Annotated in this window: 14 protein-coding genes; 2 read left to right on the plus strand and 12 right to left on the minus strand. The window is 60.7% G+C overall.

The window, feature by feature from the left end:
* Window positions 1-337: 337 nt before the first annotated feature.
* The 4 genes from dgoD to AC1DVE_RS21750 form a co-directional block, all read right to left on the minus strand.
* Window positions 338-1,486, minus strand: a complete 1,149-nt coding sequence (gene dgoD / locus AC1DVE_RS21735; RefSeq protein WP_223456192.1) for a galactonate dehydratase — start codon at window positions 1,484-1,486, stop codon at window positions 338-340.
* A 48-nt stretch (window positions 1,487-1,534) separates the two neighbouring features.
* Window positions 1,535-2,155: a 2-dehydro-3-deoxy-6-phosphogalactonate aldolase gene (locus tag AC1DVE_RS21740; RefSeq protein ID WP_223456191.1), complete on the minus strand. Its 621-nt coding sequence runs from the start codon at window positions 2,153-2,155 to the stop codon at window positions 1,535-1,537.
* A gap of 19 nt (window positions 2,156-2,174) precedes the next feature.
* Window positions 2,175-3,167: a 2-dehydro-3-deoxygalactonokinase gene (locus AC1DVE_RS21745; protein WP_223456190.1), complete on the minus strand. Its 993-nt coding sequence runs from the start codon at window positions 3,165-3,167 to the stop codon at window positions 2,175-2,177.
* A gap of 144 nt (window positions 3,168-3,311) precedes the next feature.
* Window positions 3,312-3,794 (minus strand): GNAT family N-acetyltransferase, encoded by a 483-nt coding sequence (locus tag AC1DVE_RS21750; protein WP_095943999.1) that lies wholly within the window; start codon window positions 3,792-3,794, stop codon window positions 3,312-3,314.
* A 199-nt stretch (window positions 3,795-3,993) separates the two neighbouring features.
* On the opposite strand from AC1DVE_RS21750, the gene AC1DVE_RS21755 reads away from it, so the two are divergent.
* Together AC1DVE_RS21755 and AC1DVE_RS21760 are read left to right on the plus strand one after the other, a co-directional pair.
* Window positions 3,994-5,199, plus strand: a complete 1,206-nt coding sequence (locus AC1DVE_RS21755) for an MFS transporter (RefSeq protein WP_477784174.1) — start codon at window positions 3,994-3,996, stop codon at window positions 5,197-5,199.
* A gap of 81 nt (window positions 5,200-5,280) precedes the next feature.
* Entirely contained in the window at window positions 5,281-5,610 is a 330-nt protein-coding gene (locus tag AC1DVE_RS21760) for a hypothetical protein (RefSeq protein ID WP_223533891.1), read from the plus strand.
* Window positions 5,611-5,923: 313 nt separating this feature from the next.
* Here AC1DVE_RS21760 and araH read toward each other — a convergent pair whose 3' ends face one another.
* The 8 genes from araH to AC1DVE_RS21800 form a co-directional block, all read right to left on the minus strand.
* A complete protein-coding gene (gene araH / locus AC1DVE_RS21765; protein ID WP_056727447.1) occupies window positions 5,924-6,892 on the minus strand; it encodes an L-arabinose ABC transporter permease AraH in 969 nt (322 codons plus the stop codon).
* A 12-nt stretch (window positions 6,893-6,904) separates the two neighbouring features.
* Window positions 6,905-8,449, minus strand: coding sequence for an L-arabinose ABC transporter ATP-binding protein AraG (gene araG, locus AC1DVE_RS21770; RefSeq protein ID WP_477784175.1), 1,545 nt, complete (start codon window positions 8,447-8,449; stop codon window positions 6,905-6,907).
* A gap of 64 nt (window positions 8,450-8,513) precedes the next feature.
* Window positions 8,514-9,518, minus strand: coding sequence for a substrate-binding domain-containing protein (locus AC1DVE_RS21775; protein ID WP_223533890.1), 1,005 nt, complete (start codon window positions 9,516-9,518; stop codon window positions 8,514-8,516).
* 142 nt (window positions 9,519-9,660) lie between these two features.
* Window positions 9,661-10,479 (minus strand): SDR family oxidoreductase, encoded by an 819-nt coding sequence (locus tag AC1DVE_RS21780; RefSeq protein ID WP_223456184.1) that lies wholly within the window; start codon window positions 10,477-10,479, stop codon window positions 9,661-9,663.
* 273 nt (window positions 10,480-10,752) lie between these two features.
* Complete coding sequence (locus tag AC1DVE_RS21785; protein ID WP_223456183.1) at window positions 10,753-11,628, minus strand: SMP-30/gluconolactonase/LRE family protein; 876 nt, start codon at window positions 11,626-11,628, stop codon at window positions 10,753-10,755.
* A 45-nt stretch (window positions 11,629-11,673) separates the two neighbouring features.
* Window positions 11,674-12,390: a FadR/GntR family transcriptional regulator gene (locus AC1DVE_RS21790; protein WP_477784176.1), complete on the minus strand. Its 717-nt coding sequence runs from the start codon at window positions 12,388-12,390 to the stop codon at window positions 11,674-11,676.
* A gap of 190 nt (window positions 12,391-12,580) precedes the next feature.
* Window positions 12,581-13,141, minus strand: a complete 561-nt coding sequence (locus AC1DVE_RS21795; RefSeq protein ID WP_223456182.1) for a DUF1285 domain-containing protein — start codon at window positions 13,139-13,141, stop codon at window positions 12,581-12,583.
* A 16-nt stretch (window positions 13,142-13,157) separates the two neighbouring features.
* The gene (locus AC1DVE_RS21800; protein ID WP_223533889.1) at window positions 13,158-13,766 is read right to left on the minus strand and encodes a DUF4823 domain-containing protein; all 609 of its coding nucleotides are present in this window, start codon (window positions 13,764-13,766) and stop codon (window positions 13,158-13,160) included.
* Window positions 13,767-13,922: the final 156 nt, after the last annotated feature.

The raw sequence follows: 13,922 nt of genomic DNA on the forward strand, positions 1-13,922 counted from the left end.
CTTGATAGCAGAAACCGGCATTGCCATTGAACATCCCCCGAGATATGGTTTTGAGCACTTGAAGGGCTCACCCAGAGGCGCAGGCTTGTTCCTATCGTCGGTCTAGCCAGATGCATTCTTTATCGGCGCTTGGGTGAAAGGAGGAGGGGCGAAATCTCCCACGGATCTGTACTGCGCTAACAGTCAGAATCGAGCCTTGTCCCTCCTCCTCCCTTCAAGTCCTAGCATACAAGCGAGCCTGCTCGCGATGGCGGTGTTTCAGTCGACCTCGATGCTGGTTGATTGATCGCTATCGCGAGCAGGCTCGCACACAGGGGCTCAGTGGTGTGTCAGGCACTCACCACTCGGCAAAACTGCCATCGGCATGGCGCCAGATCGGGTTGCGCCAGCGGTGGCCGATGGCGGCGCGTTCGATCACGTATTCCTCGTTGATCTCGATACCCAGGCCCGGGCCGTTCGGGATCTTCACGAAGCCTTTGTCGTAGTCGAACACCCGTGGGTCTTTCACATAGTCGAGCAGGTCGTTGCTCTCGTTGTAATGGATGCCCAGGCTCTGTTCCTGGATGAACGCGTTGTAGCAAGCCGCGTCCAGTTGCAGGCACGCCGCCAGGGCAATCGGGCCCAGCGGGCAATGCAGCGCCAGCGCGACGTCGTAGGCTTCGGCCATGTTGGCGATCTTGCGGGTTTCGGTGATACCGCCGGCGTGGGAGGCATCCGGCTGGATGATGTCGACGTAGCCTTCGCTGAGCACGCGCTTGAAATCCCAGCGCGAGAACAACCGTTCGCCCAGGGCAATCGGCGTGCTGGTCAGCGGTGCCAGTTCTTTCAGCGCTTCGTAGTTTTCGCTGAGCACCGGTTCTTCGATGAACATCAGTTTGTACGGGTCGAGTTCCTTCATCAGCACCTTGGCCATGGGCTTGTGCACGCGGCCATGGAAGTCCACGCCGATACCGACGTTCGGGCCGACAGCGTCCCGCACGGCGGCGACGTTGGCCAGGGCCAGGTCGACTTTTTCAAAGGTGTCGAGGAACTGCAGCTCTTCGGTGCCGTTCATTTTCACCGCAGTGAAACCCCGGCTGACCGCTTCTTTCGCCGCCCGCGCCGTGTCCGCCGGACGGTCGCCGCCAATCCACGAATACACACGAATCTTGTCCCGCACCTGACCACCCAGCAGATCGCTGACCGACACGCCCAGTGCCTTGCCCTTGATGTCCCACAAGGCCTGGTCGATACCGGCCAGGGCGCTCATGTGGATCGCGCCGCCACGGTAGAAGCCGCCGCGATAGAGCACGGTCCAGATGTCTTCGATGTTGCGCGGGTCTTTGCCGATCAGGTAGTCGGACAATTCTTCAACGGCAGCGGCAACGGTGTGGGCGCGGCCTTCGACCACGGGCTCGCCCCAACCGGTGACGCCCTCGTCGGTTTCGACCTTGAGGAAGCACCAGCGCGGCGGAACGATGAAGGTGGTCAGTTTGGTGATTTTCATCTTTTGGCTCTCTTATTAGATGCAGCGCGCTCGGCGCTCAAAGAAGTCTTAGCGAAGGGCTTTCCAGGCAGCGACGTAGGCCTTGGCATTGGCCGCCACTTGCGCAGGCGTCATGCCCGGTTTGAACAGACCGGAGCCGAGGCCGAAACCTTTGACGCCGGCGTCGATGAACGACTGCATGTTGTCCGGCGTGATCCCGCCGACCGGCGCCAGAACGGTTCCGGCAGGCAATACGGCGAGCCAGGCTTTGACGACTGCCGGGCCCATCTGCTCGGCCGGGAACAGCTTCAGCACATCCGCGCCTTCAGCCAGTGCCGCGAAGGCTTCGGTCGGCGTGGCGACACCCGGCGACAGGTACAGCCCCGCCGCTTTCGCGGCGCGCAAGACCTTCGGATCGCTATGGGGCATGACGATCACCTGGCCGCCCGCGGCTTTCACTTGCTCGACCTGCTCCGGCGTCAACACCGTGCCGGCACCGATCAGGCAATCGGCGGGCAAGGTACTGCGCAGGATGCGGATACTTTCGTACGGTTCAGGGGAATTGAGCGGCACTTCGATGACGCGAAATCCGGCGGCGTACAGGACTTCGCCGATGGCGGCCGCTTCCTGCGGGCGCAGGCCACGCAGGATCGCGATCAGGCCGTTTTGCGCCAAGGCTTGTTTGAGCATGTCAGGACTCCAGTCAGGTTTAACGGGATACGGTGCACGTGACCAGGCCGGCAGCCAGTGCCAGTTGCCACAATCCGCGTTCGGTGGCCTGTTCGGCCAGGGTCACCCGGGCAAAACCGCAGGCGTCGAGCGCGCGGCTGTAGCGGGCACAGAGTTGGGTGTTGCCGATGAGAATGATCGACGGCAGGTGCACGCTGTTGCGTCGGCGCCGCTGAACGCTGGCCAGGGCCGACAGTTCATGGCCGATCAGCAGGCCGGACAGATAGTCCGCCTGGGCGGTGGAGCTCAACTCGCCAGTCAGCCCGAGACTGCGGGCGCTGAACATCGTCGACAGCGGACCGATTTCACCGTCCGCCGACAAGGCGACCCGCACGCCGCGATCAAACGCATCGCCATCGAAAGACCCGCCACATTGCTGGGTGCGTCCGAGAATGCTGTGTTGACTGAGCACAGCGAAGACTTCGCCGGTCATGAAAGTGTCGAAATGCATGATGCAGCCGTCAGCCACTTCCACCCATTTCGAATGGCTGCCCGGCAGGCCGATCAGCAGATCAGCGCCCGCCTCACTCGCCAGGCTTTGCAGCACGCCGAGCACCTGGGTTTCTTCGCCGCGCATCACGTTCGGCAGACGCGAACGCTCGATAACGCCGGGCACGATGTGTACATCAACGCCGCGCAGACTGCGCACGGTTTGCAAGGAAGTACCGAGCGTGGCGACGTTCGCCGGCGTGTCGCGGTAGGCCGCTTCGCTCCAGCCCTGAGCGCTGCCGACCATGCCGCAGGCAATCACCGGCAAATCCGGCTGGGCGTCGAGCCAGTCGCCGCAAGCCTCATCGAAGGCCAGTTCGAAACCATCGGCGCATTCCCGGCCGCCAATGATTCGCGGCGCTTTCGGCAGCTGCATGATCCCCGACGACAGCGAACGCTGTTCGAGCACTTGGCCGCCTTCAGCCAGTTTGTAAGCACGTAATGAGGTTGTCCCCCAGTCGAGCGCGATCAATTGCGCCTGCATCGCTTCACCTGTTTTGGTTATTGGCAGTGAGTGAGCGGGACTATAAACCTGAGACGAGACAAATCTCAATATATAAATATCAATCCCATATTATGAGACAAGACAAAAAATCGCAGCCCGAAGGCTGCGATCTTTTAGAAGCGATCAGTTACCCGCTGCGAAATCCCGCAACACCGCCCCATCCATCCGATAGCGCACCCACTCCTCCTGCGGCTGCGCCCCCAGGGATTTGTAGAAATCGATGGCCGGCGTATTCCACTCCAGCACGCTCCACTCGAAACGGCCGCAGTCGTTGGCGCAGGCGATTTTTGCCAGATGCCGCAGCAGGGTCTTGCCCGCACCACCGCCGCGCTGTTGCGGGGTGATGTAGAGGTCTTCGAGGTACAGGCAATTGCTGCCAAGCCAGGTGGAATAGCTGAAGAAGAACACCGCGAAACCGATGGGTGCACCGTCGCGCAGGCAGATCAGGCCATGGGCGGTGGCGCCTTCGCTGAACAGGCTGCGCTCGATATCGGCAACGCTGGCGATGACTTCATGGCGGGCACGTTCGTAGTCGGCCAGTTCAGTGATGAACGCGAGGATTTGCGGTGCGTCACTGGGGGTCGCCGGGCGGATTTCGATCGTCATGGACGTGCCTTGTCAAAAGTGGAAAACGCCATACTAAGTCGGCGCGTGACGTGTGGCGAGAGAGCTTGCTCACTGGCCACAAATGCGCTCATTACTCCGGCCAACACTAACCCTGGAATCGATAACCTCGGACCTAACATTTGGGCACTGCGTGGTTAGATAGCTGCGCTGCTCATTTAGCCGGTCAAGGAACCGCGTCATGTCTACCGCAACACCCCCAGTTTCAAGCAAGCTGTTCGGCCTGTTTTGCCTCGCCAGTTACCTGTTGTCGCTGTCCTACGGCTCGACGTTTTTGCTGTCGTTGCTGATTGGTTCTCGCGGCGGTAACGAACACGATGCAGGGAGCGTGATTTCGGCGGCGATGCTCAGCACCTTTGCGGCGGTGATTGTTTCCGGTCATTTGTCCGACTTGCTTGGCGCCGCCCGTTCGGTGGCGCTGTTCGGAGTATTGCTGGTAGCGGCCAGCCTGGGCTTCGCCCTGACCCCTGGCTTCGGTCATCTGCTGTTGTTCTTCGGGCTGCTGCTGGGCCTGGGCTGGGGTGTGTTCTACACCCTCGGGCCGATCATCGTGGCGAGTCTGGTGACACCCGCGCAGCGCGCCAAATACTTCGCCCTGCTGTCGGGCAGCATGATGACCGGGATCGGTAGCGGCCCGTTGCTCGGCCGCGCGGCGAGTGCGCTCGACTACCCGGTGACCGCGGCGTTTTATCTGGCGGCGCTGGCCAGCCTGATCGGCGTATTGCTGTTCTGGCGCCTGGATCGACAATTGAAACAGGCGCCCGCGCAATCTGGCAGCGTGTCGCGGATTTCCTGGCGCGCAGCGGGTCAGGTGCTGTCGTCCAGGGCTGTGTTCCCGATCATCATGGTTGGCCTCGGCGGTTGTGTGTTCGGTGGTCTGTCGAGCTTTCAAACCAGTTACGCGGCGGCGCACTCACTCGACTATTCGCTGTTCTTCCTCGGCTTCATGAGCGCGGCGATCAGCGGCCGCATGCTGGTTGCCGGTTTCGTGGTCAAGCGCGATCCATTCCGTGCATCGTGCGTGCTTTCGGGGTTGATGCTGGCATCGATCGTGATGTTCGGTTTTGTCGTCGACAGCAGCTTCAGCTACGTGCTCGCGGCGGTGATGCTCGGGATCGGCTACGGCCTGACCTACTCGGTGATCAACGGCCTGGCCGCCAATGAAGCGCCGAACGGCACCACCGCACAATCCTTGCTGCTGTTCAGCCTCTCGTATTTCATTGGCGTGTTTGGCTTTCCAATGCTGGCCGGGAAAATCATCGTCGAGCAAGGCATGGCCACGCTGTTACTCACGGTGTTGGCGGTGGCTGCGCTCAACTGGTTGATCACCGTAGGCCGATTGATCTGGCGTAGCGCCACAGCGGTTAGCGCATTGGAGCAGGCCTGAGCCGTTCGTCGCTAACAATGCACCCATCCGGATCGAGGGCGTACTAATCAGGTAAGGACTCTACTCGTTGGAGACAACACCATGATCCTGTCCAGGTTGACCGCCCTTGTTCTCACTGCCCTTTTGTCCTGTGCCGCCTTCGCCGGGACCATCGGCTCGAGCACCGGCCCGACCAATCCGGTGGAAAAACCCAGGGCCCCCGCCATCAAGAGTGCCCCCGGCATGAATACCGATGGCACCACGATCGACCACAACCTGCCGCCCTCCACCAGCACCGACCCGCGGGTTCAAGGCAATGACGCGGGACGTCAGGGCGGTATAAATTTGCCAGGCAGCAAAACACCCAGCAGCGGCGGACTCGGCTCGACCACTAGCGGCAGCTCGGGTGATGACGACGATGACAGTCAATAGTTGCCAATTTGAGGACAGAAGCTGGAACGAAGAATTTTGCGCTATCAGGAATGTGCAGGCAGGAATTGATTGAGGCGCTGCGCAAGGCAAGTGAGTGCCGGATCATGTGTTGAGTTTAAGGGCCTCTTCGCGGGCAAGCCCGCTCCCACAGGATCGGTGCCAGACCACAATTCGATGTGTGAATGCAGAACCCTGTGGGAGCGGACTTGCTCGCGAAGACATCAGCACATCCAACATCGATGTGACCGACAGATCGCATTCGCGAGCAAGCCCGCTCCCACAGGAGATCACCTGCACCGTCAGACTTCGGTGGTCAGCGTTGTTTCAGTCGGTCTATGACCACCGCCAACAACAAAATCGAACCCCGGATCACATACTGATAAAACGTATCGATGTTCTTCAGGTTCATCGCATTCTCGATGATCGCCAGAATCAACACCCCGGCGATCACATGCCGGATCATGCCGATCCCGCCACTCAACGACACCCCGCCCAGCACGCAGGCCGAGATCACCGTCAGCTCGAAACCCTGACCGATCATCGGTTGGCCGGAGGTCATGCGCGAAGCCAGGATCACCCCGGCCAACGCGCCGATCACGCCATGCACGGCGAAGATGATGATCTTGGTTCGGTCGACATTCACGCCGGCCAGCAGTGCCGCTTCCTGGTTGCCGCCGATGGCCATGGTGTTGCGCCCGTAGGTGGTGTAGTTCAGCAGCCAGCCGAAGAACAGGAAGCAGACGATGGTGATCAGGATCGGTACCGGCACACCAAACATCTGGCCGTTACCGAACACAAAGAACGATTCCTGGGACACCCCCACCGCTTTGCCGTTGGCGAAGATGTAGGCCAGGCCACGCACGATCTGCATGGTCGCCAGCGTGGTGATCAGCGCGTTGACCCGCAGCTTGGCGATCACTATCCCGTTGATCAGCCCGACGATCAGGCCCATCACCAGCGCCGCACAGACACCGAGAAACACGCTGTTGGTGTCGCGCATCACCACCGCCGCGACTACCCCGGCGCAGGCAATCACCGAGCCCACCGACAAGTCGAAATGCCCGGACGCCAGGCAATACAACATGGTGCATGCAGCGATCCCGGTGGTGGAAATCGCCAGGCCCAGGCCACGCATGTTCAGCGGTGAAAGGAAGTTGTCGATCAGCAAGGTGCAGGCGACAAAGATGCCGACCGCCGCCAGCAGCATCACCCAGTCATCGAGGAAGCGTCGCAGGTCCAGCGGTTTGCGCGTGGTCGGCAGGGTGTTGTTTTGGGTTGTCATCATAGTCACCTCTCAGTTCGCCACGCCGTCGGCGCGTTGGCGCGGCAAAGCCAGTTGCAGCAGGTTGGATTCGTTGGCCTGTTCGCGGCTCAGCTCGCCACGCAGGGCGCCTTCGCACAGCACCAGGATGCGGTCGGAAATGCCCATGACTTCCATCAAGTCGCTGGACACCACAATCACCGCGATCCCCTCGGCGGCCAGGTTATGGATGATCTGGTAGATTTCGGCCTTGGCACCGATGTCGATGCCGCGGGTGGGTTCGTCGAGCAACAGCACCTTCATCGGCATCGACAGCCAGCGGCCGAGAATGGCCTTCTGCTGATTGCCACCGGACAGGTACATGATTTTCTGCGCCGGGTTGGGCGTCTTCACTTTCAGCGCCTTGATCTGCTGCTCGGCGTTGTCCTTCTCCCACAGACCGCGCAACAGGCAACCGAAGGTGGAGTGAGCGCCGCGCGCACTGATGTTGATGTTCTCAGCGACGCTGGCCAGCGGCAGGATGCCTTCCTTCTTGCGGTCCTCGGGACACAACAGGATTCCGGCGGCAATCGCGTCCCGGGGTGAACGCAGCTTCAGTTCATGGCCTCGAAGCTTCAGCTGTCCGGCACTGTGGCGCGCCAGACCGCTGAGCAGGCGCAACAGTTCGGTGCGACCGGCACCAACCAGCCCGAACAGCCCGAGGATTTCGCCTTTGTGCACCTCGAAACTCACCGGCTCGCGCAACCCCAGCCCGAGCAGACCGTCGACCTTGAGTGCCACCGCGCCGCGCTGGCGCGGGCGGTAATCGTAGATATCCTGGATGTCGCGCCCGACCATGCAGGTGACCAGTTGATCGTGGGTCAGCTGGCTCATGTCGTCGAAGGTGCGCACGTAACGCCCGTCCTTGAACACCGTCACCGCGTTGCAGATGCGGAACACTTCTTCCATGCGGTGGGAGACATAGAGCACCACTTTGCCCTCGTCCCGCAGCCGGCCGATGATCGCCATCAAGCGGTCGATTTCCCGTGCCGAAAGGCTGCTGGTGGGTTCGTCGAAGGCAATCACATGGGCGCCACGGGACAACGCCTTGGCGATTTCCACCAGTTGCCGCTGGCCGAGGGACAGGCGCCCGACTTTCTCTTGCGGGTCGATTTCATCGGCCAGGCCTTTGAGACAGGCCAGTGCCTGCTGGCGCAGGGTACTGCGATTGATCAGGCCGAAACGGGCTGGCAGATGCCCGAGAAACAGGTTTTCGGCCACGGTCATTTCCGGCACCAGATGCAGCTCCTGGTGGATCACCGCGACGCCACTGCCGATGCTGTCGGCGGTGGACTTGAAGTCCATCGTCCGCTCGCCGATCTGCAAGGCACCGCTGCAAGGCGTGTAGGCCCCGCCGAGGATTTTCAGCAGCGTCGACTTGCCGGCGCCGTTCTCGCCCATCAAGGCATGAACCTGCCCCGGATGGGCGACGAAGCTGATGTTGTCCAGCGCCTTCACCCCGGGAAAGGTCTTGCCGATCCCTTTGAAGCGCAAGCTGCCGGTAAGGCTGTGTTCGTGTTGGTTTGTTTGCGCGTGCATAACCACCTCTTCACACCGATCAGGCAGCCCCGCCGCCGAGGCCGCCGCTGAAATCAAACGGCTGTCAGTTCCACAGGCCGATCTTTTCCAGTTCCTGCTTGAAGTTGTCGCGGGTGATCAGCGTCACGTCGTCCATGGCGGTGAATTTCGCAGGTTCTTTGCCGGTGGTGACCCAGTCGTACATCATGCTCGCGGTGTTGTAGCCCTCGATGTGCGGGCTCGGCAGCATCGAGCCGTAGAAGCCGCTGTCGGGTTTTTTCAGCTCGCCGATGGCGTCGGTACCGTTGATGCCGATGCCGATCACGTTGGCCGCCGCGAAACCGGCGCTCTCGGTGGCGCGCACACCGCCCAGGACGGTGTTGTCGTTCATGCCGCCGATGATCAGGTTCTTCGCCGCCCCCGGCAGTTTCACCAGGGCCGAGTTGGTGGCGTCCATGCTGCCCGGCACGTCGAGGGTCTTGAGGGCCGCGAACAGGATGTGGTCTTTCGGCATGCCGGCATCTTCCAGCGCTTTCACCGAACCGTCGGTGCGCTTCTTGCCGGTGTCGAGTTCGTTGTAGGTGTTGATCACCGCATAGGTGTCTTTCCAGTCCCAGCCGCGCTTCTTCGCTTCGGTCGCCATGGCATTACCTTGTTTCTGGCCGACTTCGAAAGCAGCCATGCCAAGGTACGGCACGTCTTCCATGAACTTGCCGCCGGCATCGACGAAACGGTCATCGACGGCAATCACTTTCAAGCCGTTGAGCCTGGCCTTGGCCATGATCGCCGGGCCGAGGGACACGTCCGGCGGGCAGATCACGAACCCCTTGGCGCCGTTGGCGGCGAGGCTATCGATAGCCGAAAGGGTTTTCTCGCCGTCCGGCACGGCAATCTTGATCAGGGTGAAGCCCTTCTCTTTCCCGGCCTTTTCGGCAAAGGCCCACTCGGTCTGGAACCAGGGTTCTTCCGCCTGCTTGACCAGAAAACCGATCTTCACTTCCTCGGCTGCCAGCAGCGTGTTACTCAGGCTGAACGCCGAGACCGCCAACGCGGCACAGCACAGGGAACGGATAGCATGACGACGATTCATAAGCTGACTCCTTGTTATTTTTCTTGAGCGTTCTTTGAAAGCGTTCTTTGTTAACCAGCGGGCGGTAAAAACATACTGCCAATAGTCATATCGTATGATGATTGGATTTCAGGCGTAGCAACGCGCCTGAAAGCCCGATCACTCAGTCGTGGTACATCACCGAGCGACCACCATCGATGGTGATGCACGAGGCATTGATGAACGGTGCCTCATCGCTGGCCAGGAACACGGCGGTCATTGCCACTTCGATCGGCTGTCCGATACGGCGCGGCGGGTGCAGGTCAAACGCACGCTGGCGTTCGGCGTGGGGGTCGGCAAATCCGTTCCAGTAATCGACGTTCAACTGGGTTTCGATGTAGCCCGGCGCAATCGCGTTGACGCGCACACCCTTGGGCGCATATTCGATGCCCAGCGCACGGGTCAGGCCGAGCAAGCCATGCTTGGCCACCGGGTACGGGAAGCAGCCAGGAATGATGTGGGTGGAATGGGTGGACGCGATATTGATGATGCTGCCGATGCCCTGCTCGATCATCTGCGGCAGCACCGCCTTGCAACCGTACCAGGCGCCGTCGAGGTCGATGGCAAAGCAGCGACGCCAGTCTTCCTCGGTCATTTCCAGCGGATCACGGAACACGTTGACCCCAGCGCAGTTGACCAGCACATCGATCCGACCGTGCAGGTCGATCGCCAGCCGGGCCATGGCGTGCAGATCCTGCTGACGCGACACGTCGGCCTTGATTGCCACCACATCGGCGCCCTGGTCCCGCCAGTGCGCCGCGACCTTCTCGACTTTCTCGGCCTGAATGTCGCTGATGATCAGCCTGGCCTGCTGGGACGCGAAGGTCGCCACAATCGCTTCGCCAATACCCTGAGCGGCACCGGTCAGCAATACGACCTTGTTTTTCAGGCGTTCGCCCTTCGGCGGTTCGGGCACCGGTGGCAATGACAGTGGTTCAGCCATGGATCAAGACTCCTGTTCGAAGACACGATGAAAACCGGGCATCTGTCGATGTCCGGTTAAAAGGCGCTGGGTAGGAAACAGGTGAATGCGAAAACGTTTCAGCTCGGAAACGTTCTGAGGCACAGGCTCCGCAAGGGAGCACGGGGGAACTTCGCTGCATCACTTCACCTGTTTTGTTTTTTTGAGTGTGAGTGCATGTAACTGGTGAGGCCGACTATAAACCCGGCCCGCGGCAAATCTCAATATATATATTTGCATCCCATATTTTGGGATTTATCCAACGAAACGCGTGCAACGTTTTCCAGGCACATCCACTGCAATCGACAATACAGCCCCATCCAACGGATGGCCCAGCGGACTTGCCGCGCTGGTGATGTACAGGGTTTTCAGGTCTGTACCGCCGAACACGCAACTGGTGGGACGACTGACCGGTAGCTCGATGATCCGATCGACGTTGCCGTCCGGGCTCAACCTGAGCAGGCAGCTGCCGTCCCAACGGGCATTCCAGATAAAACCTTCGGCATCCATCGCCGAACCGTCCGGGCCGCCACGCCCGTGCGGACCAAACCAGACCTGCGGCGTATCGAGGGCTCCGTCGGTACGGATGAAATGTCGATACAAGGTGCCGTCGAGGCTGTCGCCGAAATACACGGTGGTGGCGTCATCGCTCCACAGCAGCGTGTTGGGAATGCCCAGATTGCGCAGCAAAGGCGCAACCCGCCCGGCGCGATCGATGCGGAACAGTCCACCGGAACGACGGACGATGGGCAGGTCTTCGCCGTGTTCTCCGATATTGTTTTGCATGGTGCCGAGCCAGAGTCGGCCTTGAGCGTCGCAACGGGCTTCGTTGGGGCGATTGCCCGGTTGCGGATCGGCCACGCAGAGCAGCGTCAGGCGCGGTTCCAGGCCGGGTGAGTCGAGATCGAGGCGATACACACCGCTACTCAATGCCACCAGCGCGTCGCCGCTTTCACAGGGGATGAAGGCTGACACATGCTCCGGCATCTGCCAGATCTGCACGTTGGCGCCGATCAATCGCAGCGCCTGTTTACCGGCGATATCCACCCAGTACAGGGCTTGGGTGGGCGCATCCCAGAACGGGCCTTCGCCCAGTTGTGCCCGATGTCCGGTCACCGCAGTCCACGCCATGAAACCTCCTGCATTGTTCTTGTTTTTATGTGGGGATTTTCGTTGTCAGCTGGCCTTTTTATCGGCCATGACTTGCGGGTAGTAGCGCTTGATCGCCAGGTCCGCGTTATCGATCAGGGTCATGCAGGCCCAGACACCCCGGGCGGTATCACGGGCCGCGATAGCCTCAGCCAGGTCCCGGTGAATCGGCAGGGTGCGACGCAGTTCATCCGGGTCGGCGGCGGACACTTCAAAAGCCACCGCCAGCAACGCGCCGAGGGCGGGAACCATTTGTTCGATGAATTGATTGTGGCTGGCGGCGAGGATGCATTCGTGGAAGATCTGGTCGGCGCGGTTGTAATCGATGCCGCTGTCCACCGCCCGTTCCAGCGCGTTGCAGGCCAACAGGATCGCGTTCACCTGTTCGCCGGTTGCGCGCTCGCAAGCCCAGCGCACGGCCATCGGTTCGATGGTACGGCGCAGGTCGAGCAGATCGTCGACGAAGTTTTCCGGCAAGCCGCTGCGCGACAACCAGCCGACGACTTGTGGATCGAAGAGGTTCCAGCGCCGCACCGGCAAGACCCGCGTGCCGACTTTCGGCCCGACCTCGAGCATGCCTTTGGCAACCAGGGTCTTGATGGCTTCACGGATGACCGTGCGGCTCACGCCGAGCTGTTCGCCGAGGTCGGCTTCGACCTTGAGTGACTCACCCGGCTTGACCTGCCCCGTGGCGAGCCAGCAACCCAGCCAGTCAACCGTCGAAGCATGAAAGCTGCTGGACATGGACACCTCAAAGCCGTTCGCAATGGAGGCCCACGCTAATCATCATATGATTGGATGTCAATTTGATTTTTTAAACGTTCGGAAAGCACTGTGGGAGCGAGCCTGCTCGCGAAGACGGGGTCATGTCCGATGCAGATGTCGACTGACCCAGCGCTTTCGCGAGCAGGCTCGCACACAGTGTTGTTATGCGTCAGGGTTCGAGACCGATGGGGAAGAACTCACCGCCGCTCCAGACACCCAGCCAGCGCTGGCCGTCGATCTCGCGGCTCACTGCCAGCTCTACCAATTGATAGAACACGTTGCGATGGATCAACGCTTCAAGATTGCTGCGCACATGCACGTAAGGGGCTGGCTCTTGCGTTACCGGGTCGATGACCACGCGCATCGGATGCCCGACACCGGCCTCGGTGAATTCATCAACGTTGGTGGTAAAGCGCAACACCTGCGCCTCGCCCTCGCCTTCCACATCGACGGCAATCGCCACGAACGGCGCATCGTCGACCTTGATGCCAACCTTTTCGACCGGAGTGATCAGGAAATAATCATCGCCATCACGGCGGATGATGGTGGAGAACAGCTTGACCATCGGCTTGCGCCCGATCGGCGTGCCCAGGTAATACCAAGTGCCGTCCCGGGCGATGCGCATGTCGATGTCGCCGCAGAAATCGGGATTCCACAGGTGCACCGGCGGCAAGCCTTTGGTCTTGGGGATTTGCCCCAGCAGGTCGTTGGCTTTTTGCGGGCCACTCATGGCGTTCTCCTCGGGATTACTGGTCGCTGAGCCCTAACAGGCTGCGCGCATATTGCTCCAGCGGCGGGCCCATCAGGTCTTCGGGTTTTTTATCGTGGAACGTCAGTAAACCGCCACGACTCTTGATGGTTGCAGTATCAATCAAATACTGGGTGCTGGTCTCGATCAACATGATCTGAATCATACCGCTGTCGATGCCGAGACGATCCAGAGCCTCCTGATCCAGCCACTCGTCCGAGTTGCCGATACGATCGTCAGACTTGGCGAAGCGGGTGTAGAGCAGATAGTGCGCACCGGCGGCACGGGCTTCGCCCATGGCCTGGTCGAGGCCTTCGGGCGTGCGGGCACGACGGACCATCGGGAAGTATTCGACGAAACCATCGAACGCGACTTCGGCGATCACGTTGGGCCGCGGGTAGACGTCGCTGCCTGGCGGCATGAAAGCGCCCTGGGCGATGTAGACGAACGAGTCCGGTTGAATGCGCAGATTGTTTACGCGACGGTTGTCACTGTGGTCGAGCAACCCCGCATCGCTCATATGGTAACGAGTCCCTTCGGCCATATCGCTGACGTTCATGCAGCCACCAAGTGCCAAAACGGCCAGCAGCAAAACCAGGCTACGCATCCTATCCTCCAGAGGCCGGTGTCGGAAAACCGGCGAATGGCCGTAGGATGCAGCTTCCGCGCCAGCTCAAGTTGATCGTTGCCTGATCAAACGCAATCGCGGGCAAGCCACGCTCCCACAGGGTTTACGCAAAACCCTGTGGGAGCGTGGCTTGCC

It is taken from the genome of Pseudomonas sp. P4_B4 (genome assembly GCF_056402255.1).

Excerpts from the sequence above, each read along its gene's own strand:
- AC1DVE_RS21785 (WP_223456183.1), bottom strand. The coding sequence starts at position 11,628 with ATGGCGTGGACTGCGGTGACCGGACATCGGGCACAACTGGGCGAAGGC.
- AC1DVE_RS21800 (WP_223533889.1), bottom strand. The coding sequence starts at position 13,766 with ATGCGTAGCCTGGTTTTGCTGCTGGCCGTTTTGGCACTTGGTGGCTGC.
- araG (WP_477784175.1), bottom strand. The coding sequence starts at position 8,449 with ATGCACGCGCAAACAAACCAACACGAACACAGCCTTACCGGCAGCTTG.
- AC1DVE_RS21745 (WP_223456190.1), bottom strand. The coding sequence starts at position 3,167 with ATGCAGGCGCAATTGATCGCGCTCGACTGGGGGACAACCTCATTACGT.
- AC1DVE_RS21755 (WP_477784174.1), top strand. The coding sequence starts at position 3,994 with ATGTCTACCGCAACACCCCCAGTTTCAAGCAAGCTGTTCGGCCTGTTT.
- dgoD (WP_223456192.1), bottom strand. The coding sequence starts at position 1,486 with ATGAAAATCACCAAACTGACCACCTTCATCGTTCCGCCGCGCTGGTGC.
- AC1DVE_RS21780 (WP_223456184.1), bottom strand. The coding sequence starts at position 10,479 with ATGGCTGAACCACTGTCATTGCCACCGGTGCCCGAACCGCCGAAGGGC.
- AC1DVE_RS21795 (WP_223456182.1), bottom strand. The coding sequence starts at position 13,141 with ATGAGTGGCCCGCAAAAAGCCAACGACCTGCTGGGGCAAATCCCCAAG.
- AC1DVE_RS21750 (WP_095943999.1), bottom strand. The coding sequence starts at position 3,794 with ATGACGATCGAAATCCGCCCGGCGACCCCCAGTGACGCACCGCAAATC.
- AC1DVE_RS21760 (WP_223533891.1), top strand. The coding sequence starts at position 5,281 with ATGATCCTGTCCAGGTTGACCGCCCTTGTTCTCACTGCCCTTTTGTCC.
- araH (WP_056727447.1), bottom strand. The coding sequence starts at position 6,892 with ATGACAACCCAAAACAACACCCTGCCGACCACGCGCAAACCGCTGGAC.
- AC1DVE_RS21740 (WP_223456191.1), bottom strand. The coding sequence starts at position 2,155 with ATGCTCAAACAAGCCTTGGCGCAAAACGGCCTGATCGCGATCCTGCGT.
- AC1DVE_RS21790 (WP_477784176.1), bottom strand. The coding sequence starts at position 12,390 with ATGTCCAGCAGCTTTCATGCTTCGACGGTTGACTGGCTGGGTTGCTGG.
- AC1DVE_RS21775 (WP_223533890.1), bottom strand. The coding sequence starts at position 9,518 with ATGAATCGTCGTCATGCTATCCGTTCCCTGTGCTGTGCCGCGTTGGCG.